This window comes from Actinotignum sp. usb-actsch-213 (genome assembly GCF_059085665.1).
Map to the genome: position 1 here is coordinate 40,703 of NZ_JBHNSQ010000049.1, position 24,418 is coordinate 65,120.

Genomic DNA, 24,418 nt, shown 5'->3' on the forward strand with positions numbered 1-24,418 from the left:
GTTTTTCTGGCATAACCAGACTTGTCAGGACGTAAGGCCAGTTTCAGCCACAACAGAATTTTCTAGCCGTAGCAACGCTTTTTTCATATCAAGCCCACCCGCGCACCCGCCCGGGGCGCCACGCGCGGCAAGAACCCGGTGACAGGGCAGCACAATGGGTATCGGATTGCGCGCGCATGCCGATCCCACCGCACGAACCGCCCGCGGGTTGCCCACCATTGCAGCAAGCTGGCCATAGGAGCGGGTCTCCCCGTAGGGAATTTCCTCGAGGGCACGCTGCACCCGGGCCGCGAAGGGGCCGCGGGTGAGAAGCAGATCGGTAGGGAGCCGGAAATGGGTGCGTTCGCCCGCGAAATACTCGGTGAGCTGGGCACATGCCCGGGCGGCAAGCTCCTCCGCCCGGCGCCGCTCGGCCTCATTCTCAATCTCGATAACCGCCTGCGGGCCCGGGCACCCGGGAAGCACCACCGCGATCACCGCATGCGCCTGCGCCGCAACGGCGAACTGCCCCAGTGGGGAATCGCACGTCCGCCATACCGCTGCGGCGCAGGCACGTGTCACGGGAGGTTTCTTTACTTCGCGACCTGGGCGGTGCGGTGTTCGAGGCCGCTCAGCACGGCTTCCACCTCACTCGCACGGCGTTCCAGCGGAGTGAATTCGCCGTCCGTCCAGTCCTCAAACATCATGAAATTCACTTCGGAACGGATAGCTGGCATATTGAAATTAGCCGTAATCTGGCGCCATTGCTCGATAGCGCGTACGCCCCCGATGGAGCCGTGCCCCACGAAAGCAACCGGCTTATTCATCCATTCAACGCCCAGCGCGTCCACCGCGTTCTTGAAGGCCCCGGGCACCCCGTGGTTGTATTCCGGGGTCACGAAAATAAAGGCGTCGAATTCGCTGATTTTATCGGCCCAGCGCTGGATGGCCGGATTATCGTAGCGACCGTTGGCCGCAGCCGGAACCACGGGGCTGGTGAGGAGCGGAATATCGAAATCCTTGATATTGACGAGTTCGTAAGCGACCTCCCCCGCCCGCTGGGCTGCGAGCTGGGCGACGTACCGGGCCACACCCTCGGTGGCCTGGCCCTCGCGAATTGATCCGGAAATAATGGCGATCTTCATAAACGTGTCCTTTCGTTTAGGTGAGCGACACCCAGATTACCAATCTCTCATTTACCATTCAATCGGACGTGGGGTGCTCCCCTTTTAGCTCGGTGCGAACACCCTCCGCTTCGGCTTCGGCATCGCCACCACCTTCACGCAGATCACTGGCGAGCACCGCGTAGACGATGGTGTCGGTCCACTCCCCCTTGAGCCAGAAGTCCTGGCGCATATGCGCTTCTTTACGCATTCCCGCATGCTGGAGCATAAGCTCACAGACCCGATCCCGCGCATCCATTTGTGCAGCAACGCGATGCACTCCGCACCGGGTGCAGGCGTAGCGAATCATGGCCCGCATAGCCTCCGATGCGTAGCCGTGACCGCGGAAATCCGGGTGGAGCACGGTGGCAATCTCCGCGACGCCGTGCTGCGGATCGGTCATCCACAGGCGCACGTCCCCGATGGGTTGCGCATCGAGTTCGATGACGACGGCGAGCGCGGCCTGCGGGCCGCGCAAATCCCGCGCCTGGGCGCGCTGGGCAGCTTCGTTGACCGCCCGTTCGGGATTCCAGGCATCGGTCATGAGGTATCTGGTGACATCTTCACGGCTGTAAATACTATGCAGCCACGGCGCATCATCGGGCCGGTGCAGCCTCAATCGCAGCCGCGTGGTTGTCACCGAAAATTCTTCAGGTGTCGTGATATCCATAACTCTTTAAGTGTAACGAAAAACACTTTTAGGGGAAGAGGTTCTGAGCTGGTTATCCACGATACGGAACGGGGCGGTAATGAGGCAGCGGATCGCTCGCCAACCTTCCGTACAAATCAACATCGATACGCCACCCATTAATCAGAAATTTCCCGCGTTCGGTTCCTTCCTTGAGGAATCCCGCCGCGCGGGCCACCCCTCCCGAAGCCGGGTTATTCACCCGGTGTCCGAGTTCCAAGCGTTCCAGCCCGCGCTCGCACAGCGCCCAATCCGCGACGGTTGCCGCCGCTCTAGACATGATTCCACGGCCCCAGTAATCGCGGTGCAACCAGTAGGACAACCACCCGCTTTTCTCATCACCATCCGCGTGAATACGAACCATACCGATGAGTTCATCGCTATCTTCCCGGGCGATGACCCAGGCCAGCTGCGAATCGGGATTTTCCAAGATCTGCGCGATATAGCGGCGAGCACCGGCCATATCCGTGATATTGCCCTGCCGGATCATATCGGGATGGGAGGCGAAGGCCGCCACAATAGCTGCGGCGTCGCCCTCACGCACCGCGCGCAGCACAGTATCAACCTTCGTTCCCACGCTCGTTACCAAGAGCTACCTATACATTAAAACGGAATTCGACCACGTCGCCGTCTTGCATCACGTAGTCTTTGCCTTCTTGGCGCAGCTTCCCGTGTTCACGAGCGGCGGCCACAGAGCCGTATTCCACCAGGTCATCGAAAGACACCACCTCGGCTTTAATAAAGCCGCGCTGGAAATCGGTATGGATGACACCGGCGGCCTGCGGGGCGGTATCGCCCTTGTGGATGGTCCAGGCGCGGGCCTCTTTGGGGCCGGCCGTGAGGTAGGTTTGCAGGCCGAGGGTATCGAAGCCCACCCGAGCCAGCTGGTCCAGGCCGGATTCTTCTTGACCGGTGGCCTCCAGCATTTCCCGGGCTTCTTCTTCGCTGAGTTCCACCAGTTCCGCTTCGAATTTGGCATCGAGGAAAATGGCTTGGGCAGGTTTCACAAAGTCACGTAGTTCCTGCTGCATGGCGGTGTCAGCGAGGCCGTCGTCGTCGGTATTAAAAACGTAGATGAAGGGCTTCGAGGTCATGAGTTGGAAGGAACGCAGGATATCCGCGTCAAATTCGGCGGCGTGGTTGGAGAGCACTTCGCCCGCCTCAAGGAGCGCGTAGGCCCGCTGCGCCGCATCGAGCGTTTCCTTCGGGGTTTTCTTCCCCGTCACTTCCTTGGCGAGGCGCGGGATAGCCTTCTCCAGAGTTTGCATATCAGCGAGGATGAGTTCGGTGGTGACCGTTTCGATATCATCTTTCGGGTCCACGCGGCCCTCCACGTGCACGACGTCCGGGTCGGCGAAAGCGCGGGTGACCAGGCAAATTGCATCCGCTTCGCGAATATTGGCGAGGAATTGGTTGCCCAGGCCCTCCCCCTTGGATGCCCCGCGCACGATTCCGGCGATGTCCACAAAATCGACCGTCGCCGGCAGGATTTTCTGAGATCCGAAAATTTCGGCGAGCTTAGTCAGCCGCGCATCCGGGAGCGGCACCACACCCACATTCGGCTCAATCGTCGCGAAGGGGTAGTTCGCCGCGAGCACCGTTGCGCGCGTGAGCGCATTAAAAAGGGTCGATTTTCCGACGTTGGGAAGTCCTGCAATACCAATTGTTAAAGCCACGCCCTCCATTCTAGCTAAGAGAAAGGAGGGCGGGCTGCTATCCGGACGTACGCTAGTGGCGCGGAGCGCTACCGAGGTGCTGCACTACTGCGCGGGCGCGTCCATGGATTTCGGGGCGTGCCAAATATCTTCGCCGCGCAAAATTGCGTCCGCACCGCCGTCGATATACAGGATCTGCCCCGTGATGGTCCGCGAGAGTCCGGTCACGAAGAAGACGAGCGCATCGGCAATATCGCGAGCTTCCGAAGCGCCGTGGTACGGGGCGGGCAGCGCACCGAAAGCCTGCTTGCGCCCTTCCTCGGTAGAGAGGAGTTCTTTCGTCATGGGGGTGGCAACCACCCCCGGGCCCACCGCATTGAGCCCGACGCCGCGCCCGGCGAATTCCTCGCTCACGGCCGCGCGGCGCACCCACGTGGCAATAGCGCGCTTGGAGCACGCGTAATTCGCGTAGCCCTGCATCGGGCCCTGCGCGGCGAGTTCCTTGCCGTAAGCGAGAGCTTCTTCGCGCTGATCATCAAGAAGCAGCTGTACAAGCTTGGGATCGCTGGGTTGCAAACTGGCGCAGGAGGCAGTAATTACCGCGCGCCCGTTTTCCGCTTTTTCCAGGTAGGGAAGGAAAGCGCGGACGGTGTCGCGCGCACCGAAGAAATTCACTTTGAGATCGAGAGGTGAATTGCTCTGGGTTCCCGCATTCGCGATCACACCGTCAATCTGCGGGTACTTTTCCACCACCCGAGCGACCGCATCCGCGATCCCCTCCGGGCTGGATAGATCCGCGTCAAATTCCGCCCCGCGCAAATCAACACCGACGGGCGTATGCCCGCGTTCTTCCAGGATCTTCCCGCAGGCAGCGCCGATACCCGAGCCCATTCCGGTCACAACGATAGTAGACATGGTGTTCCTTTCTTCCCGGTGCCGCTTCTTCACGGCACCACCAGCGGTGACGTTAGCCCTAATTTTTTGTGATGAGATGTGCTGTGTTCCGCTACCTTGAAAGCTATCAAAGTCTGTCACGTGGAACAAGGGGCGACGACGCCAGCGCGCTTCCCTCCCATTTTTCTGTCGTAGGCGGGTGTTTGAATACCGCTATGGATATCTCGATTGTTATAGGTGCTCTTATCGCGGTGGGATGCGCGTGTTTCGCCTTGGGTTTCTTGAGCGCGCGAGTGCGCTTGGGTGGCGCAGTTTCGGCGCGGGAGCTAGCGCGGGTGCGCCACCAACTAGAGGAGGCGCAGCGCGATGCCGGGGCGGTGCGGGCGCACTTGGCGGCCGCCCAGGCCCGCTCGGATCGTTTAGAGGAGGAAAATAACGGGCTCATCGCCAGGGCTAAAACAGATAACAACATTTTGCGTTCCCTGGCACCTATTACCCAACAGCTCACGGTGATGGAGCAGCGGGTCCGTGATGTGCAGGTCCTCCAAGGTGAACAGCGCACCGAAATCCGCACCCAGCTCACCGCGGCGGCCCGCACCCAGGAAGATCTCGCGCGGGCCACCCAGGCGCTGCGCGGGGCGCTGAGCTCCACCTCGGCGCGAGGAATGTGGGGTGAAGTGGAATTACGCCGGGTGGTGGAAGCCGCCGGGATGCTCCCCCACGTTGATTTTTCCGAGCAGGTTGCTTCACGTGCAGGCAGCGGGCACGGTAGCGGTGCCGGGCTTGCGCGCCCGGATATGGTTATCCACTTGCCCGGCGGCGCACATCTCCCTCTCGATGCCAAGGTTCCCCTCACCGCTATGCTCCAGGCACAGGCCGCCCCGGCTACCACGGCGGAGGAAATCGCGCGGCGCCACGATCTCCTCAAACAGCACGCCAAGGCGGTGCGTTCCCACGTAAACGCGCTGGCTAAAAGGGATTACCCCGCACTTTTCCCAGGGTCACCTCGGCTCACGATTATGTTCCTTCCGGGAGAATCACTGCTCGCGGAGGCGCTGCGGGAAGATCCCCCGCTCCTGGAAGATGCCTTGGCCCTCGGGGTGGTCCCCGCTTCCCCAGCCTCGCTCCTGGCGCTGCTGCGCACCGTGGCAACACTGTGGGCCTCCAGCAAGATCAGTGAAGAAGCCGGACATATTATTACGCTCGGGCGGGAAATGACGGATCGGCTCCGGGTGGTGGCCGGCCACTTGGAAAAGCTCGGGAACTCTCTCACCTCAGCGGTCAAAAACTACAATTCCGCGCTCTCCTCTTTCGATTCGCGCGTATTGGTCACCGCGCGCCGCCTGGAAAGCCTAGATGCCGATTTTTCTACCCCACCAACCATTGCTGCGGAAGAAGGTCAGGTCAAACGCTTCCACGATGCTGGGCTGCGCGAAGCACTCGACGGCGAAGATGATCACGAAACACGGATTGTCCCGTAGCAGTGCGGGGCAAAACATGGCACGATAACTGATATGGCTTCAACAACTCCGGTACCCGCAACCCTGCCGCAACGGGCTGCGCAGACAACACCGGATCGCCCGTGGCCGCTACGCCTGCTCTCGGTAAAAATCCGGGAATATGTGGCGAAAATGTCGCGGTTATGGGTGGAAGGCGAAGTCATTACCCTCCAGCGCCGCCCCGGAGCAAAAGTCCAGTTCCTCACCTTGCGGGATTTGGAAGAAAACGTCTCTATGACGGTTAAAATACTCAGCCACCTACTTCCCGCAACCGTCACTTCCGGAAGTCGGGTGGTGGTGTGGGCCGTTCCCGATTTTTATACCGGCAATGGCTCGCTATCCCTGTGGGCACAGGAAATCCGCCCCGTTGGGGTGGGTGATATTCTCGCGCGTTTGGAGGCTCTGAAAGCCAAACTCGCTTCCGAAGGACTGTTTGCACCGGAACGTAAAAAGCCCCTCCCCTTCCTACCCCGCACGGTGGGTCTTATCGTGGGGCGCAATACCAAAGCGAAAGAGGATGTCATTATTAATGCCTCGCTGCGCTGGCCCGGGGTACGTTTCGAGGTGCGCGAAGTAGCAGTACAGGGCCGGGATGCCGTGGCCCAGATGATTCCGGCCCTGCGCGAGCTAGATGCCCACCCGGGAGTGGATGTGATTGTGCTAGCGCGCGGGGGCGGGTCCGTGGAAGACCTCCTCCCCTTCTCCGATGAGCACCTCGTGCGTGCTATTGCGGCTACCCACACTCCGGTGGTCTCCGCTATCGGGCATGAAGGCGATAATCCCATCAGTGACTACGTGGCAGATCTACGAGCTTCCACGCCCACGGATGCCGCCAAGCGCATCGTTCCGGATCGGGAAGCTGAACGTGAAGGGGTACAGGCAGCCGTGCGCCGCTTGCGCCAGGGTATGCGCCATCGACTCGACCGTGCCACCAAAGAACTCGAAGCATTACGCGCCCGACCCGTCCTGGCCCGCCCCCGAACTATGGTGGAAGTGCGCGAACAGGATATCCAGTCGTTGCGCTCCTGGCTGCGGGCCCATATCCGGCGCGATATGGCTTCCAGCTCCCAAGATATCTCCTCACTTCTTTCCCAGCTGCGGGCCCTCTCACCCCAGGCAACACTGCAACGCGGGTATTCGGTTATCCTAAGCGGGGACAACAGAGTAGTCTCACAAGAAAACGACGTCCAAATCGGAGAACACCTGCGTGCCATTTTGGCCGCCGGGGCCCTCCATCTCGAAGTGAAAGGGAGCGCGCATGGTAGCTAAGGGAACCACTCCTGAGGGATTCGCACCCCCGGCACCAGCGCCAGACTCACCCCACGCATCAGGCGCATCCGTACCCCGCCCGCGCGAAGATATTGAGGCGCGCGTGGCTACCCTCAACTACGAAGAAGCCCGGGCCCGACTTGTCGATATTGTTTCCCGCCTGGAGCAGGGCTCCATTCCTCTCGAAGAATCCCTGCGACTGTGGGAGGTAGGGGAATCTCTGGCCCGCCACTGCCAGAGCTGGCTTGATGGCGCTGCGGCCCGTATTGATGCAGCCGAACGCGGCGAAAGCCTCGCGGATCTCTCCGACTCGACTAGCTCGGTTACCGCTCCAGCCCAGGCCGCGGGGCCGGCAAGAAGCACAGGAACCCCTGCTCTGCCTACCGCTCCCACTCATCAAGCCCCGTCGGCCGCGGTACAAGCAGGCGGCTATCAGGCACCCGCGCCCGCTATCCCACCGCAGGCATCTAAAGAAGACCGGGTGGCTGCCCTACGGGAAGCGGTGCGCGAAGTACGCGCCGAAGATGTACCGGCTATTCAGGCAGCTCCTCAACCCGTACCCGAGGCCGCATCAGCCCCCGCTACCCAACGCGGTGCGGTAGCTCCCGCCGGCGCACCCGATGGCGCCACCGCTCCCCAGCAGCCTTCCGTTGCGAACCCGCCGGCCGGCGATGATGACGATTTCGACCCGGAAGAATTCGCGGACGGAACGGGTCTTGATACCACCCCACTCACCCGCCACCCCGAGGATTTCGCATGACAGTTCTTGTCATTGGCGATGCCATCGCCAACCAGCGCGAACAGGAAACCCCTTTTCGTGCCGGTACCATGTTCAAGGTGGCGGTTAATCTAGCCCACCTGGCGCGCGAAGTGCGGATGGTCACCGATATCTCCGAAGCCTCCGATCCGCAGGTCGTGCGTGATTACGCCGCCGAGCACGGCGTGGAGCTCCTCTTGCGCCCCGCTTCACCTCCGGCCAGCGCCGCTCTCACCTCCGGCTTGACCACCCCACCCCCGGCTGCTTTCACCGAAGCTCATTACGGGGAGGGACACGGGGATCCGGAAGAAAGCTGGGATATTTTGCCGGCTCCGGAACGTGGCGCCCGCAAACTAGATTTTGATCTCTTCAGCCCCTCGGCCACTACTTTCGGTGGAGACGCCTGCCATGCCATGCCCGCAGCCCACACCGTCCGCGAATGGCTGCGGGTGTGCCGATCCACCTCCACCATCATCTACTCGCCGGCACTGCGCCACCCCCGGGCCCGCAACCTGGATCGGGTCCGTATCCAAGCCGAAAGTTTCTTGCAGCTGAGTGACGTCGTCGTCGCAACCTCAAAAGACATCCGGCTTCTCTACGGTATCAGCGGCCCCGAAAATGAGTTCGCCGCGGTGGCCGAACACTGGTTCAGTTTCGGGCCGCGGCTCGTAGCTATTCTTCTTGAGGACGGTGCCGCGCTCATGATCACCGCCTCGGGTGACCGCCTCCACGTAGCTTCCCTCCCGCGCCCCTTTGTGGATGTTGCGGGAGCTCGGAGCGCTTTTATAGCCACCACCATCGATACCCTGGACCGGGTGAGTCTGCTCGGGCGGGAAGCCAGCCCCGGACTCGCCACCATGTCCATGTCCCACCTGTACACCGTGGGTGCTTTCGCCACCACCGCGCGCAGCCTCATGACCGCACATGCAGGCTGGGAACCGCTCACCCGCAATGAACTCAGCGAAGGCTTCTTCGAATACCAGAGCCGCGAAGGTCTAATTTAGCGCGCTTCAACGGGCATAGGCGCCACGGTGTTATAAGAGCTTGATTTTGTAGCGCCCGGCCTAGCGCCCGCGGCGTCGATCACGCTGCGTATAGTCACGCAGGGCCCGCAAGAAATCCACGCGCCGGAAATCCGGCCAGTAGGTTTCACAGAAATAGAGTTCGGTGTGCACGGACTGCCAGAGCATAAAACCGCTCATGCGCTGCTCCCCGCTCGTGCGAATCACCAGGTCAGGATCCGGTTGGCCACGGGTATAAAGATGATCGGTAATATCCGCGAGGGAAAAATCTTCGGCAACCTCCGCGAGGCTACGCCCGGCTGCTGCTTGGTCGCGCAGGTAGGAACGCACCGCGTCGGTAATTTCTTGACGCCCGCCGTAGCCCACCGCAATATTCACATGTAAACCGGTACAGGCTTCGGTACTCGCGGCCGCGGCACGCAGGCGCTGGGCATATTCCTCACTAAGAAGATCGAGATTCCCCACCGCCACCAGGCGGAAACGGCTAGAGCGCGCCAGATTTTCGACAGTTTCACAGATGATGCTCAGTAGCGGACCCACTTCTTCGGCTGCCCGGGAAAGATTATCCGTGGAGAGCAACCACAGGGTCACCACCTCAATACCAGCGTCTTCACACCAACCGAGGACTTCAGCGATACGCTCAGCCCCCGCCCGGTGACCGAAGGTAGCAGATTCGCCCAGTTCCCGCGCCCAACGGCGGTTTCCGTCCAGCATAATTGCCACATGCTGCGGCATACGCTTCCCGGAAAGCTCACGCACCAAGCGGCGCTCATAGGCTGCGTAGAGCCATGATGACATTCCCACGCTGTTCCCCTCCCTCGTTCTAGCCACTGTGGCACGAGCCGCGCCCGGCAAGGCTGCACTCGAGCCGCACCCCGTCAAAACCGGAGCCGAGCCGCGCAACCAGATGCCTAACCGTTTAACTGTAGCCCGCCCATCCTGGGGGAACAGGAAAAGATACCCGGAAAATATTCAGGGAAGGGGCGTACACTTGCGCCAGCGACTCAAAGCGGTGCGGCGAACCGGAGCCACACCTCCCGCCTTGCCCACCGCCGCGTTTGTTGATCTTCGGACATCCCCGAGGTATTCACCGACCACGTGGGGAGCACCATGACCCGTCCTTGTCACGCCACTAGCGAACGCCACGCGGATACCCTCTCTCAGCCACCACGTGGCGAAAAGAAAGACCGGAACTCTCGTACCGCAGCAGGGCGGCCTCGGGCAGCGCACAATTTACCTTCGCTACCCGCATCCGTACTCCCGAAACCGGCTCTGCGCGGCTGGCAGCACGCCATTATTGCCCCACTCGCGCTGGCAAATATGATCGTGCAAATAGTTTTCGCGCCCACTGCCGCCCTCACCATCGGAGTCATCGTGTTCGGGCTGAGCGCCGTCGTGCTATTCGGGCACTCTGCGGTATATCACCTGGGTTCGTGGGGGCCGAAAGTGCACGCTATTTTGCGGCGCCTGGATCACTCGAATATTTTCTTGCTCATCGCCGGAACCTACACCCCGCTCTCCCTTGCCCTGCTACCGGGCGGCACCGCCGCGCTGGTACTGGCCATTGTGTGGAGCGGGGCGCTCGGCGGGATTGCGCTTTCCAATTTCTGGCCGGCGGCACCGCGCTGGCTGTACGTTCCCCTCTATATTGCGCTCGGGTGGGTGGCCATCTGGTTCCTCCCCGATATGTGGGAAGCCGGTGGCCCGGCTATCGTCTGGCTCATCATTGCCGGCGGGATCTGCTACACAGTAGGTGCGCTCGCCTACGCTTTCCGCTGGCCCAATCCCTGGCCGCGCACCTGGGGATTCCACGAATTCTTCCATTCCGGAACAGTGGCGGGTTACGCCTGCCACGCGGTGGCGGTCTGGCTTACCCTCTTTGCTGTCGCCTCATAAATCCGGGCAGCGCAGTGGGGCCGGCCGTCTCGGCACCAACGGCCAGCCAAGCCTGCCGCCCGCCTACTCCCCGCGGCCCGCAGGGGCGCAGGCGACGTCGTACCCCCGCTAGAATGGTGCGCAGCACCACACGAAACCTCTCAGGCACAGGAGCGAAAATGAGCACAAAGAAAAACGCAAAGGCGCGAGACCGGGAAAGTAGCTGGACCACGGCACCCGGTATTGCGCTGCAAATCCGGGCTGGTTTTCAGATCGCCTCCGTTGCTACCGGATCCACACCTGGCTGGCACGGGAATAAAAAGGCCGGGAAAGCCGCCATGAAGGAGCGCGGGAAGCTCCTTGCGGAGCTGCAAGAACGGCTCTATGCCGAAGCGCGTCAGGGCGGCGAGCGGCGAGTGCTGCTCATCGTGCAGGGGATGGATACCGCAGGTAAAGGCGGTATTTGCCGGCATGTGCTCGGGATGGTCGATCCGCAGGGCGTGCATCTCCGGTCTTTCGGGGTACCCACCGCGGAGGAACTCTCCCACGATTTCCTGTGGCGGATTCGGCGTGCGCTACCGCCGGCCGGGATGATCGGGGTTTTTGATCGCTCGCATTATGAAGATGTGCTGGTCGGGAAGGTAGATGAGCTGGCCACTCCCGCGGAAATTGAGGAGCGGTACGAAAAAATCAATGAGTTCGAACGTGAACTCGTGGATGCTGGATATACGCTCGTCAAGGTGGCCCTGCTTATCGGCTATGAGGAACAGGGTTTCCGGCTGCTGCGCCGGCTGGCGCGCCGCGATAAACACTGGAAGTATTCGCCTTCTGATGTGGCCGCGCGCGCCCAGTGGCCCGCCTATATGGATGCCTACCAAGCGATGTTCGAGCGTACCTCCACGGAATATGCCCCGTGGTATGCGGTGCCGGCAGATCGTAAATGGTTCGCGCGGCTCGCGGTAACCGAGCTCCTCGCCCAGGCGCTGGCCCGGCTGGCTCCGCGCTGGCCGGAGGTCCGCTGGGATCCGCGTACCCAGGCCGCGCAGGTGCTCGCCACCATGCCCCGCCACACCGCGCAGCTCTCCGTGGAAGAACTCCGTGCGGAGGTTGAGGATGTCGCCGCTGAATCCGAGGATTACCGCAACGGCGTGGAAAAGCTCATCACGCAAGACGCCCGCAAAGATGCCGGGGAACGGGTGGGGAACGGGCAGTAACTAACGGTAACGCGCCGCCGCCTGCTCTTCGCTCTCCAGTCCGGGTACCCGCGCGAAGAGGTCCGTTTCACCCTCCGTTGGGGCCGGACCCACGGTGGAGGCCGCCAGGTAGAAATCCTCGTGCGGCCACACCTGCGCCTCCAGATCCCGCGGCGCAGCGAAGAAAAGCCCGTTCGGGTCGATTTGGGAAGCATGGGCACGCATGGCCGCATCACGTAGTGGGAAATATGCGACGACGCCGACCCGGGTGCTTGCGGCATGCCGCGGGCGCGGGAATTGCGCGGCCTCCTGGAGCCACTCCGTAAATGGGCTGACCTGGCCGGCTGCGAGAATCGCTTCGTGCAAAGCGCTCAGCCGGGTGAAGGAAAGATTGGCGTCGTAATAAAGTTTGGAGACCTTCCAGGGCTCACCCAGCTCCGGCCAGCACGGCTCTCCCGCCAGCCGCACCGCCGCGAGGGTCGCGGTATGGGTGCGCACATGATCGGGATGCGGATAGCCGCCGTTTTCGTCATAGGTGGTCACCACCTGGGGCCGGAATTCGCGGATTTGGGCCACGAGGGCACGGTGTACATCCGTATCCGCGGCCCGAGCGAAACTATCGGCGGGCAGCTCAACATCCGGGTATCCCTCGGGAAGTCCGGAATCCACAAAGCCGAGGAAAACGTGCTCAATACCGAGAATGCGGGCTGCTGCCGCCATTTCTTCCCGGCGTAGCTGCGCCATGGTGCGCCCGGCCAGAGCTGCGGCGTCGAATAAAGGATTGAGGATATCTCCGCGTTCGCCACCCGTGCAGGTGACCACCCGGACTCGGCCGAGGCGGGCGTATTTAGCCAGCGTAGCTGCGCCTTTTGATGATTCATCGTCCGGGTGGGCGTGGACGCTAAGGAGGCGGCGTTCGTCCATTATCCTTCTCCTTCCGCAGCTGGCTTTTGGGCTTAGCTCGTGGGTTTTGTGCTAGTGATACGGGCCTGTGGACGTGCGCTCATGGGCGCGGCTGCCACCGGGCCGATTCACCGCGCTACTCTACCAAGATGCTCCGGGCACTGCCGCGGGGTGGTAACGGAGTGGAACACGGCTGGGTGCCGGGAGGGAATCGTGGGATCGTGACATGGTGGAATCTTGGAATACGCACGGGAATGTTGCAAGCCGCGGAAGGCTGGTATGCTTAGCCGGAGAAACATGCCTGTCAGGGCATGAATTTTTTTATCCGAGTGGGGCGTCCCACCCGCGCCCAGCGCTCGGGCCCCCGCAACCGCATCGCCGCACGAGGGCGTGCCGAGCTGCGCCGCGCGAGCGCGGACTCATAACCGAATGACCAACCGGGTAGGTGCATATCTCGCACCCACCCCGTGACGAGAAAGAGAAGAGATGTCTGAAAACACCAAGGGAGCGTGGCTCTCCCCCGAAACGTATGAGCACCTCAAGGCCGAACTCAATGACATGATTACCGTCCAGCGCGCGGAGATCGCCAAGAAGATCGAAGCGGCCCGCTCGGAAGGTGACCTGCGGGAGAACGGTGGCTATCAGGCGGCTCGCGAAGAGCAGTCGAAACTGGAGGGGCGGATCGTAGAGCTGACCGCTCTGCTGGAAAACGCCCATGTATCCGAGCCTCCCTCGGGTGATGAGGTGGCCTCCGGCACGGTTGTGACAGCCACCATTGGCGGCATGGAAGAAACCTTCCTCCTCGGTTCGCGGGAGGCCGCGGATATTGTGGGGATGGAAGTGTATCCGGAAAGCGCGCCGCTCGGGCAAGCAATCCTGGGCCTGAAGAAGGGGGAGAAAACCACCTTCAAGAACCGCCTGGGCCGCCCCGTCAAGGTGGAAATCCTTGATATCAAGCCCTACGAAGGCTAGGAAGCTAGAAGGCTAAGGTGCCACGCGAAGGCACCAAGGAAAGCGGAAAGCAAGGCGAACATTTAGGTAAGAGCTAAGGAGCTGATCGTGAATCTGTCTGCTACCCCCGCACTGCCCGGCCGACCCGATCCGATTAATCCGAATCCGGCGCCGCACGTGGTTCTGGGTACGCCCGTGCTTGCCGAACCCGGTCCGGGTGAGGAGCTTATCTACCTGGCCTCCGGGTGTTTTTGGGGTGCGGAAAAGCTGGCTTGGGAAGCCGGCACGCTGAGCACCGCGGTTGGCTATATGGGCGGCACCACGCCGAATCCCACCTACGCGGAGGTGTGCACGGGCCGCACCGGGCACGCGGAAACGGTGCGAGTGGTTTTTGATCCGCGTGTGCTTCCGCTGGAGAAGTTACTTCAGCTTTTCTTCGAGTCCCATGATCCGACCTCGCTTAATCGGCAGGGAAACGATGTGGGCACCCAGTATCGCAGCGCTATTTTTACGACGACGGACATCCAGGAGCGCACCGCTCGGGCCATGATTGCCGGTTATGAGGGTGTTCTTCGGGCGGCCGGGCGGGGAGCTATCGTGACGGAAGTGGTACCGGCGCTGGCCGCCGGGCCCTTCTACCTGGCCGAAGAGGAGCACCAGGGTTATCTTCATAAGGTTCCGCACGGCTACCAATGCCATGCACGCACCGGGATCGCCTGCCCGCTCCCGGGCGCTGGCCCGCTCGGCTAGCCCCGGACCATTACCAGAAACCACCGAAGGCCGGGACGGATTTTTTCCGTCCCGGCCTTCGTTTGAGCTATCAGCCTTAGTTCCGCGAGGATGCGGCCAGGTAGGCCACGACGCGCAGCACTTCGAGGTAAATCCACAGGACCGTCATAACGATGCCGAAAGCTGCCGTCCACGCGAATTCTTTCGGGGCGTGGCGTTCCACCGCGAGCTTGGCGGTTTCCAGATCTGAGATGAGCACGTAGCCCGCCACCGCGATCATAACCAGACCGAGGATGATTCCCAGGTGGAAGCCACCCACCGTAATATTACGCAGCGAGTTGGTCACGCCGGTCAGCATCAGAATGAGGTTGACGAAACCGAAGATAATGTAGGCGATCATGATGGTGAGGACCACCCGACGGCCCTTGGCCGTGGTGCGGACCTTGCCGGACATGTGGAGGAACACCGCTACACCCACCACAATCGCGGTACCCAGAATCGCTTGGAAAGCGACCCCCGGATAGAGAGTGTCAAAAGCATTGTGATCGCGCCGAGAGCCACGCCCTGGAAAAGGGAGTAGGCAATCGAGATACCCGGGCCGACCATCGGGCGCCAAGCCCCGAACATGCCCACCGCGAAAGCGATGAGGGAGGCCGGGATAGCGAGCATCATCGCGTAGTCCAGCGGCACGAAAAGCATGGTGGCCGCGCCGGCAACGATGGAGACCGCCAGCAGAATCGCGGTTTTCACCATGGCATCGTCATAGGTCATGGTGGCGGTTGCCGGAGCCCCGAAAGCACCGGGCTGGCCGTAGCCGCCCGCGTACTGGTCATAGTCCTGCTGCGGATAAGCCTGACCGTAGTCCGGATGCGCAAAGTTGTACTGGTTGTGCCAGCCGGACTGCTCCGCACCGTAGCCGCCACCCGGCTGTTCATAAACACCCGGGCCGGCCTGGTACCCCTGGCGCGGTTCCGTTGCAATATTGCCACCGCGGAACTGCTGGTTCGGTGTGGCAGCACCCTTGCGGAAATACGGGTTGTTACTCATCACGGGATTCGACAAAATACCCTCCTGTATTGTGGTGGACCGCCGGATAGGCGGCCCGCCTACTGTCAGACGCGACCATCGTCCGGTTAGCATCCAGGTTACGTAGAAACTTGGTTATAACTCGTCCACTATCGTCTCCAGGGTTATTCTCAAGCCCGTGCCTGAATTTTTCCTGAAAGACTTCTTGGTTTTCCTCAATCAGCCTAAGATCACTGTTTACGGGAATAAACCGGAATAAACCCGGACACACCTCCGCGATTACCCCCGAGCATCAGCTCCCGAAACATGGCATATCCAATCAGTACCCCCGGACGGACTCGAACCGACACTGAACCGATTTTAAGTCGGGTGCCTCTGCCAATTGGGCTACGGGGGCTGAACATGCGAGCACGCCGGCCCGTATGAACATCCCTAGAATACTACCTTGTTGCGCCACCCTGTAGAGTAGGGGGGATCCTAAGCGCGTCGCTTCACCGGCTTGTACCTGAGTAGGGGCCGCCGGCCGCTAGCTGCGCCGTCGTACCACCAAAACCTAGGCACATAGAATCGAGAGGGAATGACACAGCGCGAGAACCGCGACACCACTCACGAATCCGCCATCGCACCTGAATCCGCCACCGCAGCGGAAAGCGCCGCGCCCCCGGAAAGCGCTTCGGAAACCGGGCAGCGCAAGCTCCGCTCGGGCCTGCGCCGGGTGGGGAAACTCGCAGCGCCGGTCACACGCTACAGCGAGGCACTGCGTAATGAATCTTTTGCCGGTCTGGTCTTGGTCATTTCGGCGGTCGTGGCGCTCATCTGGGCCAATTCCCCGGGCCGCGATACTTATTTCGCGCTGGCAGCCACGAAAATCGGGCCGGAAAGCTTAGGGCTCCACCTGGATCTGGCGCACTGGGCCGCGGATTTCGTGCTCGCGCTTTTCTTCTTCGTGGTGGGCATGGAACTCAAGCAGGAATTCACCATCGGTTCCCTCAACGACCCGCGTAAGGCGGCCCTGCCGGTGCTGGCTGCGGTGACCGGTATGCTCGGACCTATTGGGGTGTATTGCGCTACCCAGGCTATTTCCGGCGCCCATATTTATGACGGCTGGGCTATTCCTGTTGCCACCGATATCGCTTTCGCGCTCGGGGTGCTGGCGCTGGTGGGTAAGGGGCTACCGAAAGCCGCCGGTATTTTCCTCATGACGCTCGCGGTGGCCGACGACCTGGGCGGCATTATCGTCATCGCGATCTTCTTCTCGGAGGGGGTCAATATCCTTTTCCTGGCCGGCGGCTTGCTGGTGGCGGTCGTGTTCGGGCTGCTGTGCTGGAAAGGTTGGAACCGCTGGTGGCTGCTGTGGCCGCTGGCGCTGGTGTGCTGGTACTGTTTCTTCCGCGCCGGAGTCCACGCCACCATTTCCGCGGTAGTCCTTGGTTTTATGATCCCCACGTCCACCACCGACGCGGATGACACCCCGCTCACGGAACGCTATAGCGAACGGCTTATTTTCTGGTCGGCCGGGATTGCACTGCCGATTTTCGCCTTCTTCGCCGCGGGCGTGAATATTACCGATGCCGGCGGAATCACCGCGCTGCTCACCGACCCGGTTGCCATCGGCATCTACCTGGGTCTCCCGCTGGGCAAATGCCTCGGCATTTTCTGCGGCACCTGGCTTTTCGTGAAAGTTTTCCGCCTCAAATTGGGCGAGGGCCTGCACCTGGGCGATATTTTCCCCATGTCAATCCTGGCCGGTATCGGCTTCACGGTCTCGCTGCTTATCGCGCAGCTTTCCTTCGCGCCCACCGACCCGCACGAAGCTCACGCGCGCGTGGGCGTACTCCTCGGCACACTACTCTCTGTGGTTCTCGGGGCGCTCGCTACCCGGGTGCGGGTGCGGCATCACCGCGCTTCCGGTACCTTGCACGACGACGCCGCCAGTAGCAGCCCGGACTCTGCCTCCTAAGCGGCGGGCCGGGCGGGAGGCTGGGCTTCCCGGGCAGCCCACAGGGCCAGGCCGTCGAGGATGTCGTGTTCCGAGGTGGTGATGGTGGCGAGTGGACGGCCCGCGGCGCTGCAACGCTCGGCAATGCGACGCACCACTTCTTGCCATACCAGCGCCCCGGCTCCGATCACGGGGGCCCGCCCCGGGTGCATAAAGCCGAGCGCGGCGCGCTCCTCTAGGGGCGCGTGGATAAACCAGTCGGTGACCTTATCGATATCGGCCAAGGGCATCGCGGTGCCGTGCACGGCCGCCGAATCGTAGGTGTCCAGGCCCAGCCAGGTGGCGGTTACCGAGGTGACGGTACCGGCCACCCCGACCACCTGTTCAGCCTGCCCGAGGGGAACGTGCTTTTCTGCTTCGTCTAAGGCCGTGCGGATATCGGCGCGGGCATTTTCCAGTTCGGTCGGGGTGGGTGGATCGTGACGCAGGTGGCGTTCGCGCATCCGCACCGAGCCAATATCCATGGAATGGCTGGCTATCACGCTGCCGTCCGCGCGCCCGAGCACGAGTTCGGTGGAGCCACCACCCAGGTCAATAAGGAGCACCGGGGAGGTGGGCGAACTCAGCGCGGAAATTGCGCCGGAGAAAGAGGTCTGGGCTTCTTGAGCGCCGGTGAGCACCTGGGGGCGCACCCCGAGCCGGGCCACCACCCCATCGAGGAAGTCCGCCCGGTTGGAGGCATCACGCGTAGCGGAGGTGGCAGCAAAGCGAATGGAGGTCACTCCCGCTTCCCGGCAGAGGCGCGCGTATATATCGACCTGGTTGAGGGTGCGTTCGAGGGCTTCGGGGGCGAAGTGCCCGGTGGCATCCACACCCTGGCCCAGGTACACAATTTCCATCTGGCGGGTGATATCACTCAGGGCGCTGCCGTCCGTTCCGGGAACATCGGCAATGAGGAGGCGAATGGAATTGGTGCCGCAGTCAATACCGGCAACCCGCTGCGAGGGCGCGGCGGGTGCATCCTCGCAGTGGCAGGTGGTGGCGTCCCAGCCAACGAGCTCAAGGGCACGGTCCCCCAGCGGGCATACTCCCCGCCCCGCGCTCAGCGCGTAGCCGGCCAGCGCGTGCAGGCATTTGACCCGCTCGGGCATGCCACCGGCCGACACCCCGGCAATTTCCGGGACCTCACCGAGCAGGGAGCGGCGCGCTATATAGGATTCGTGGGCGGCCAGGTGAGCGGCGCGCAATGCGGCGTCGTCGGATAAAGCAGCGGTCATGGTGGCCATTTCCCCGCGCGCTTCCAGGCGAGAAATCTCTTTGACCAGGTAGGGCAGGCACAGGTAGAAGAGGGTCGGGAAGGGTTCGCCGTGGCCAAGGCGCGGCAGGGTGATGGTGACCGCGGGGCGGCCGCAGGCGCAGCGTGCCCCGATGCCGACGAGGCCGCGCGGGACGCGCCCGAGCTGGGCGGCTACCTCGGCGCGGTCGGTGGGGCGCAGCGGGGTGGCATTCGCGGCGATACGGGTGAGAAGCTCGGGGGTGACATCGCGCTCGGTGAGGACATCGGTCATGCTTATTCTCCTTCGGGGGCGGGCGCGGTATCGGGTGCCTGGTTTGCGGCGTCTTCCGGCGCGGGTTGTTCTGCGGACTGATCTGCCGGGGCGGGAGCCGAGCCATCCGCCGGGGTTTCGACTTCCGGTTGCGTGGCTCCATCCGGTTGCGGCGTGGGCGGCGTGTACATCGGGGCTTCGTCCGGGTTATCGATCTGCCCGTCCACGGAATTACCCGCGATGGTGATGGAATCCCAGCCGGTGATGTACCACGGAGTATTCGCGCGGCGTTCGCGATTGACGGTGGCGACCCGTTCTTCCAGCTGCTCCTGGGCGGTGCCCTCATTCGGGTCCGCGCCCACGAAGAGCCGCTGGCCGGGAACAACGTAGCCAAGCCGCACCCGAGCCTGGGCCCGCACGTAATCCGGGTCGTTCCACAGGGCCTTTTCCACTTCGAGTTCCCGGGTGTGCTGCTGCACGTTTTCCAGCTCTGCACGCACCGCCCGCAATTCGTGCTGCTGTTCTGAGAAGCGCGAAACCGTGGGGGTCACAATAATGATGGCGAGGATAGTAAAAAGCGCGATAGCTACGGCTCGCAAGCTCACGGTGTGCTGGCGCTGGCCGGTTTCCACTTTTATGGCCCGGCGCTGGCCTTTTCTCCCAACTTTGTTCGCTGGCGTACCGCCCCGCCCGGGCCGGCTGCTTTTATCCGAGCGGTTACTGGTGGCTTGGCGCTGATTTCCCCCCTGCCACGGTTTTCCTCCGGTGCGAGGCTTGGTTCCGGGCCGCGGGGTAGCACCCGGGCGTGATGGCGTTTCACTGCGGTAAGCAGCCCCGGCGCGAGCCGGAGAGCTGGCTGAACGAGCAGCCGAGTGAGGTGAACGGGCTGCTGAGTGGGCTGAGCGCGCCTGCGCATCGCCGCGCGCTCCCCTATCGGGTCGCTTCGGTTTCCGACTACCTGCTTTACCGCGCGGCATGAGGTCGGATCCTTTTCGCCGGGTACCACTTGAGCGGGGGTTTGCCCCGGCGTCCCGGGGATTCGGCGCAGCATCCCTGCGGTTTAGCGCCGCGTCGCGGCGCTTCGCCTGATTTCCTTGGTTCGCTTCAGATCCTTGATTCCCCAGAACTCCGCGCGCGGAGATGCGGCGGTTGCGCTCGGGGCGCGAGGGGGGACGGCGAACACTCATGGCTACCAGTCTAGGCGCCCGGCATCACCGCCCGCGAATAGGGCGCGCCCCCGCCAAGGTCACACAATGCAACCTGACGACATCAAAACAATTTCTTAACGTAGCTGCCGTTGCATTTTGTTTTCGGGCAAACGCGACGATCATCCCCTAAGAATCTCACGAGTTTCACAACGCCCAATAGTCACACGAGGCCCAGGCCGGGCGGTATATGTTTTCAGAGATGTAGTGCAGATGTCGTACATGCGAAGTACACCTCGGAAAAACACCCCGCACCTGCCGCCGCGGCGATTCGGATGCGCGCACCAAACGGCCACCCAACAAAGCGCCGCCCCTCCCCCGAAAGGAAGGAGCGGCGCTCAGCGCTATCCGTGGGCCACCGGGCTACCTGATTACCCAGCTAGCCAGCCCGGAGCTTCCAGAAGCTTAGGCCTTGAAGCGCGGGAAAGCAGCGCGACCGGCGTAGACTGCGTCCTCACCGAGTTCATCTTCGATGCGCAGCAGCTGGTTGTACTTGTTGATGCGCTCGCCGCGGGCCGGAGCACCGGTCTTGAGCTGACCGGAGTTGGTGGCCACCGCGAGATCCGCAATCGTGGTGTCCTCGGTTTCGCCGGAGCGGTGCGAGGTCATCGTGCGGAAGCCGTTGCGGTGCGCGAGCTCCACGGCTTCGAGGGTTTCGGTCAGCGAACCGATCTGGTTCACCTTCACCAGGAGCGCGTTCGCGGCCTTGGTTTCGATGCCCTTCTGGAGGCGGGTGGGGTTGGTGACGAAGAGGTCGTCGCCAACGATCTGGACGCGGTCACCGATTTCGGAGGTGAGCTTCTTCCAGGCATCCCATTCGTCTTCCGAGAGCGGATCCTCGATGGACACGAGCGGGTACTTCTCCACGAGCTCTTCGTAGTAGGCGATCATTTCGTCCGAGGACTTGGTGCCGCCCTCAAACTTGTAAACACCGTTCTCGAAGAATTCGGTGGCGGCAACGTCCAGGGCAAGACCGAAGTCCTTGCCCGGGGTGTAGCCGGCGCGCTCGATCGCTTCGACGATGAGGTCCAGAGCTTCGGCGTTGGAATCCAGGTTGGGGGCGAAGCCGCCCTCATCGCCCAGGCCGGTGGCCAGGCCGCGTTCCTTGAGAACGCTCTTGAGGGTGTGGTACACCTCAGCACCCCAGCGCAGCGCTTCCTTGAAGGTTTCGGCGCCGATCGGGGCGATCATGAATTCCTGAATATCAACGTTGGAATCGGCATGCGAGCCACCGTTGAGGATGTTCATCATGGGAACGGGCAGGATGTGGGCGTTCGGGCCGCCAATGTAGTGGTAGAGCGGCAGGCCGGCCGATTCGGCGGCGGCGTGCGCCACGGCGAGGGACACACCCAGGATGGCGTTCGCGCCGAGCTTGCCCTTGTTATCCGTGCCGTCCAGGTCAATGAGCAGCGCGTCAAGAGCGCGCTGATCATTGGCGTCCATGCCAATGATTTCCGGAGCGATGATTTCATTCACCGCTTCCACTGCCTGCTCGACACCCTTACCGAGGTAACGACCCTTATCACCGTCACGCTTTTCCACGGCTTCAAAGGCGCCGGTGGACGCGCCGGAGGGAACCGATGCGCGCTTGTAGGTGCCATCATCCAGGACAACTTCAACCTCAACGGTGGGGTTGCCACGGGAGTCGAGAATTTCGCGGGCGTTAACTGCCTCAATGAATGCCACAGGTACTCCTTCATATAGACCGTGCCACATAGTTGTGGCTACCTGCGCGGAATATCCGCTGTTTCTATTGTCTCTCAAAACACCCGCGCGCGTCATGCTCAGGCCGTGATTAACTCGGCGTTTTCGCCCTGAGCCGCGAAGATTTTCGCCCACTCGGGACTTTGGCACCGCGCGCGAACCGCCCGGGTGCTAACTAGCTCACGCACTTGCGCGGAGAGTTTAGTGCGCCGTGGTTTCTTCCGCTGCGCCGTTAGGTACGACGACGACGCCCGCCCCGCTCCCCTCCTCTTTCACCACCGAGGTCAGCACGGGGTGAGCCAGGAAAGCGATGAGCGCGGCAACCCCGGCCAGCTGCAGGGTAAAGATGTCCATGAGCACCTTGACCACATAGGCCACGCCAACCTTGACCGGATCGGCGGTGCCAGCGGAAAGCTCATTGAGCTCCAGCATGGCGAAGGGCCCCGCAATCTGGAGGAAAATCGCGATGACCAACAGCGCACCCGCAACGCCGTACGTGCGCCGCGCAAAATTCTTTAGAAGATTCGGACTCACGTTCATCGTCATAACAACTCCTTTGTTGTGCTTTTATCATCCTAGAGCAAAAAAATGAAACGTCACTAGTTTTTCGAAAAAGCGGGCCCGGCACGCGCTTGTATATCGCACGTGCCGGGCCCGCCCGAGCATCAGCTCATTTAATGGTCGCGTTTAGGCGGCACGACGACGCCGCACCGCGAGCGCCCCGCCGGTGAGCAGGACACCGGAGAGGAGCGCCAAGGAGGCGGCTTCCGCACCGGTATTCGGGAGCTTCTTCGCCGACTTCTTCACCACGGTCTTGCCGGGCTTAGCAGGAGTGGCCGGCTTGGAGGATTCGGCCGGGGCCGGGTCCGCGGGTGCCGGCACAGTGGGCTGCGCGGACGCGGTCGGATCCGCGGGCTGAGCCGGAGCGGCCGGCTGGGAGGGCTGATCCGGATCGGTCGGCTGCGCCGGCTGGGTCGGGTCGGCAGGCTGCGTCGGTTGCGCCGGCTGGGTCGGGTCGGGTCCGCGGGTGTGCATTCCTTGAGGGAAGCAACGTTATGGACGGCGCCACGCACGGTTGCTGCGTGTTCGGCAGTGATCTCAGCGAGCACGCCTTCGTCCACAACCGGATTGAGTTTCTCGAGTGCCGCAGCGGTGGCTGCCTGAATATCGGCTTCGGCCTGGGTACGCGCGGCTTGCGGAGCGCAATCCAGCGCGGCCAGGGCCTTGAGCTGAGCGGCCTGTTCGGCTTCAATAGCGGCTTTCGCTTCACTCAGCTTGGTAGCCCAGGCATCAAGGAGCGGAAGCACATGGGAGAAGGTATCGGCAGCGTAGTTATCCGGGGCAGCATCGAAAAGCTGCTGGGCCGCATTGCGCACCACCGGGTTCTGCAAGCCCGCGATAAGGGCAGCGGTATCAGCCTTGGCCTTGAGAGAGCCCGCCTTGCGGACCAAATCACGCACCCGGTTCGAGCTCTGCCCGTAGGTGGTTTTCACGCCGTTGAATTCCTTTTCGCCGGAGATAATCCAGCGCAGCTGTTCCAGGCGAGCATATTCAGCATCCCCAAGCGGGGTAATGGTAGCCGGATCAATATCCTTCCACCACGTCTTCCCGGTCAGTTTCTCAGCTTCGGGGCGGTACGCCGCCGCTTCACGCAGGTAGGCAACGTCTTTCTTGAGCTGGGCGAGGGTGTCCGCATCAATATAGGAAACATCCCCGTTGAGCACCGCGTCACCCGCAATAATCATCTTCTCGTAGGCTTCGAGATTCTGCAGCACGATAATGCCGTTGAGGCACTGGTTGAATTCCTTGCTCTTGCCCTGCTTGGCGAGGTCGATGCAGGAACGAATCTTCTGGACAACTTCGCTCTTATTTCCGGCCGCGGACTTCTGGAATTCTTCGTTGACCCGGCGATCCATTTCCGCAACGGTTTTAGCCGTCTTGGTTACTTCAACAATGGCCTTGTCCAGCTCGGATACCCCGTTGGAATAGGCATTCACATAGGTTTGGGCGGCCGCAACGAAACGCTGGTCCACATAGGCCTTGGAGTAGTGAGAGGCCTGATTCTGCAGCGCACTGACCATCCAGGCATCGGCCTGATCGGCAGGGGTAGCCCCCAAGGCTTCATTAATCTTGCCCGCAGCGTAGTCGGCAGTACTGGTATCAGCAGCGGCGGCAGGGGCCGGCGCGCCTGCATCGGCAGCGCCCGCAGCTCCGGCACCCGAAGACACCTCCGAAGCAAGCGGCGCGGTGGCTTCGTTCAGGCGTGTCGAATCCGCGAGAGCCGCGCCCGCACCGCCCAGCATCACTGTGCAGGCGGTCGCGGCAGCCACGACACCTCTGAGTACTTTCTTCATATTCTTCCTTACGCTCTCAGCAGCCACGCCACAGGTAGCCGCCACCATCGGTGCCGTTGCGTCATC

The 24,418-nt window shown here is 62.1% G+C and carries 24 protein-coding genes, 1 tRNA gene and 1 pseudogene; 10 read left to right on the forward strand and 16 right to left on the reverse strand.

The window, feature by feature from the left end:
- Positions 1–24: 24 nt before the first annotated feature.
- The 6 genes from AC5RK6_RS05740 to AC5RK6_RS05765 form a co-directional block, all read right to left on the reverse strand.
- Positions 25–561, reverse strand: a complete 537-nt coding sequence (locus AC5RK6_RS05740; RefSeq protein WP_200807173.1) for a methylated-DNA--[protein]-cysteine S-methyltransferase — start codon at positions 559–561, stop codon at positions 25–27.
- A gap of 11 nt (positions 562–572) precedes the next feature.
- A complete protein-coding gene (locus AC5RK6_RS05745) occupies positions 573–1,124 on the reverse strand; it encodes an NADPH-dependent FMN reductase (RefSeq protein ID WP_087070467.1) in 552 nt (183 codons plus the stop codon).
- Positions 1,125–1,182: 58 nt separating this feature from the next.
- Complete coding sequence (locus AC5RK6_RS05750; protein ID WP_087070466.1) at positions 1,183–1,812, reverse strand: GNAT family N-acetyltransferase; 630 nt, start codon at positions 1,810–1,812, stop codon at positions 1,183–1,185.
- A gap of 52 nt (positions 1,813–1,864) precedes the next feature.
- Positions 1,865–2,407 carry a GNAT family N-acetyltransferase gene (locus AC5RK6_RS05755; RefSeq protein WP_087070465.1) on the reverse strand — a complete coding sequence of 181 codons (543 nt, stop codon included), beginning with the start codon at positions 2,405–2,407 and terminating at the stop codon, positions 1,865–1,867.
- 19 nt (positions 2,408–2,426) lie between these two features.
- Complete coding sequence (gene ychF / locus AC5RK6_RS05760; RefSeq protein WP_284891041.1) at positions 2,427–3,506, reverse strand: redox-regulated ATPase YchF; 1,080 nt, start codon at positions 3,504–3,506, stop codon at positions 2,427–2,429.
- Positions 3,507–3,590: 84 nt separating this feature from the next.
- The gene (locus AC5RK6_RS05765) at positions 3,591–4,400 is read right to left on the reverse strand and encodes an SDR family oxidoreductase (protein ID WP_284891042.1); all 810 of its coding nucleotides are present in this window, start codon (positions 4,398–4,400) and stop codon (positions 3,591–3,593) included.
- 194 nt (positions 4,401–4,594) lie between these two features.
- On the opposite strand from AC5RK6_RS05765, the gene AC5RK6_RS05770 reads away from it, so the two are divergent.
- From AC5RK6_RS05770 to AC5RK6_RS05785, 4 genes are read left to right on the forward strand one after another with little or no spacing between them, the layout of a single operon-like run.
- The gene (locus AC5RK6_RS05770; RefSeq protein ID WP_284891043.1) at positions 4,595–5,860 is read left to right on the forward strand and encodes a DNA recombination protein RmuC; all 1,266 of its coding nucleotides are present in this window, start codon (positions 4,595–4,597) and stop codon (positions 5,858–5,860) included.
- 33 nt (positions 5,861–5,893) lie between these two features.
- A complete protein-coding gene (gene xseA / locus AC5RK6_RS05775) occupies positions 5,894–7,147 on the forward strand; it encodes an exodeoxyribonuclease VII large subunit (protein WP_284891044.1) in 1,254 nt (417 codons plus the stop codon).
- On the forward strand, positions 7,137–7,907 hold the full coding sequence (locus tag AC5RK6_RS05780) for an exodeoxyribonuclease VII small subunit (RefSeq protein WP_284891045.1): 771 nt from the start codon (positions 7,137–7,139) through the stop codon (positions 7,905–7,907). Before xseA ends, AC5RK6_RS05780 begins: the two co-directional genes overlap by 11 nt.
- Complete coding sequence (locus tag AC5RK6_RS05785) at positions 7,904–8,908, forward strand: carbohydrate kinase family protein (protein WP_284891046.1); 1,005 nt, start codon at positions 7,904–7,906, stop codon at positions 8,906–8,908. The genes AC5RK6_RS05780 and AC5RK6_RS05785 overlap by 4 nt, the downstream gene beginning before the upstream one ends.
- Before the next feature lie 60 nt (positions 8,909–8,968).
- On the opposite strand, the gene AC5RK6_RS05790 is transcribed toward AC5RK6_RS05785, so the two are convergent.
- A complete protein-coding gene (locus tag AC5RK6_RS05790) occupies positions 8,969–9,724 on the reverse strand; it encodes an isoprenyl transferase (RefSeq protein WP_274734778.1) in 756 nt (251 codons plus the stop codon).
- Between the two features lie 312 nt (positions 9,725–10,036).
- Here AC5RK6_RS05790 and trhA point away from each other — a divergent pair, with 312 nt between their 5' ends.
- Together trhA and AC5RK6_RS05800 are read left to right on the forward strand one after the other, a co-directional pair.
- Complete coding sequence (gene trhA, locus AC5RK6_RS05795) at positions 10,037–10,822, forward strand: PAQR family membrane homeostasis protein TrhA (RefSeq protein WP_284891047.1); 786 nt, start codon at positions 10,037–10,039, stop codon at positions 10,820–10,822.
- Positions 10,823–10,980: 158 nt separating this feature from the next.
- Positions 10,981–12,015: a PPK2 family polyphosphate kinase gene (locus tag AC5RK6_RS05800; RefSeq protein WP_284891048.1), complete on the forward strand. Its 1,035-nt coding sequence runs from the start codon at positions 10,981–10,983 to the stop codon at positions 12,013–12,015.
- Here the strand turns inward: AC5RK6_RS05800 and mca are convergent, their stop codons facing one another.
- Positions 12,016–12,918 (reverse strand): mycothiol conjugate amidase Mca, encoded by a 903-nt coding sequence (gene mca / locus AC5RK6_RS05805; RefSeq protein ID WP_284891049.1) that lies wholly within the window; start codon positions 12,916–12,918, stop codon positions 12,016–12,018.
- Between the two features lie 465 nt (positions 12,919–13,383).
- Here mca and AC5RK6_RS05810 point away from each other — a divergent pair, with 465 nt between their 5' ends.
- Together AC5RK6_RS05810 and msrA are read left to right on the forward strand one after the other, a co-directional pair.
- Entirely contained in the window at positions 13,384–13,869 is a 486-nt protein-coding gene (locus AC5RK6_RS05810) for a GreA/GreB family elongation factor (RefSeq protein WP_016443212.1), read from the forward strand.
- Positions 13,870–13,956: 87 nt separating this feature from the next.
- A complete protein-coding gene (gene msrA / locus AC5RK6_RS05815; RefSeq protein ID WP_284891051.1) occupies positions 13,957–14,598 on the forward strand; it encodes a peptide-methionine (S)-S-oxide reductase MsrA in 642 nt (213 codons plus the stop codon).
- 76 nt (positions 14,599–14,674) lie between these two features.
- On the opposite strand, the pseudogene AC5RK6_RS05820 reads toward msrA, so the two are convergent.
- A pseudogene (locus tag AC5RK6_RS05820) lies at positions 14,675–15,717 on the reverse strand (Bax inhibitor-1/YccA family protein).
- Positions 15,718–15,926: 209 nt separating this feature from the next.
- Positions 15,927–16,000 (reverse strand) — tRNA-Leu (locus AC5RK6_RS05825).
- 180 nt (positions 16,001–16,180) lie between these two features.
- Here AC5RK6_RS05825 and nhaA point away from each other — a divergent pair.
- Positions 16,181–17,563, forward strand: coding sequence for a Na+/H+ antiporter NhaA (gene nhaA / locus AC5RK6_RS05830; protein WP_284891054.1), 1,383 nt, complete (start codon positions 16,181–16,183; stop codon positions 17,561–17,563).
- Here nhaA and AC5RK6_RS05835 read toward each other — a convergent pair.
- Both AC5RK6_RS05835 and AC5RK6_RS05840 read right to left on the reverse strand, forming a co-directional pair.
- Positions 17,560–19,110 carry a DUF501 domain-containing protein gene (locus AC5RK6_RS05835; RefSeq protein ID WP_394532162.1) on the reverse strand — a complete coding sequence of 517 codons (1,551 nt, stop codon included), beginning with the start codon at positions 19,108–19,110 and terminating at the stop codon, positions 17,560–17,562. The two genes, nhaA and AC5RK6_RS05835, sit on opposite strands and share 4 nt — an antisense overlap.
- Positions 19,111–19,112: 2 nt before the next feature.
- Complete coding sequence (locus tag AC5RK6_RS05840) at positions 19,113–19,721, reverse strand: FtsB family cell division protein (protein WP_284913004.1); 609 nt, start codon at positions 19,719–19,721, stop codon at positions 19,113–19,115.
- A gap of 173 nt (positions 19,722–19,894) precedes the next feature.
- Here AC5RK6_RS05840 and AC5RK6_RS05845 point away from each other — a divergent pair, with 173 nt between their 5' ends.
- On the forward strand, positions 19,895–20,068 hold the full coding sequence (locus AC5RK6_RS05845) for a hypothetical protein (RefSeq protein WP_284891056.1): 174 nt from the start codon (positions 19,895–19,897) through the stop codon (positions 20,066–20,068).
- Positions 20,069–20,699: 631 nt separating this feature from the next.
- On the opposite strand, the gene eno is transcribed toward AC5RK6_RS05845, so the two are convergent.
- The 4 genes from eno to AC5RK6_RS05865 all read right to left on the reverse strand — a co-directional run bounded on the left by eno (position 20,700) and on the right by AC5RK6_RS05865 (position 24,352).
- Positions 20,700–21,980, reverse strand: coding sequence for a phosphopyruvate hydratase (eno, locus tag AC5RK6_RS05850; RefSeq protein ID WP_016443220.1), 1,281 nt, complete (start codon positions 21,978–21,980; stop codon positions 20,700–20,702).
- 219 nt (positions 21,981–22,199) lie between these two features.
- A complete protein-coding gene (locus tag AC5RK6_RS05855) occupies positions 22,200–22,544 on the reverse strand; it encodes a hypothetical protein (protein WP_284891057.1) in 345 nt (114 codons plus the stop codon).
- A 141-nt stretch (positions 22,545–22,685) separates the two neighbouring features.
- Positions 22,686–22,808 carry an LPXTG cell wall anchor domain-containing protein gene (locus tag AC5RK6_RS05860; protein WP_320757264.1) on the reverse strand — a complete coding sequence of 41 codons (123 nt, stop codon included), beginning with the start codon at positions 22,806–22,808 and terminating at the stop codon, positions 22,686–22,688.
- Positions 22,802–24,352 (reverse strand): hypothetical protein, encoded by a 1,551-nt coding sequence (locus tag AC5RK6_RS05865; RefSeq protein ID WP_320757263.1) that lies wholly within the window; start codon positions 24,350–24,352, stop codon positions 22,802–22,804. The genes AC5RK6_RS05860 and AC5RK6_RS05865 overlap by 7 nt, the downstream gene beginning before the upstream one ends.
- Positions 24,353–24,418: the final 66 nt, after the last annotated feature.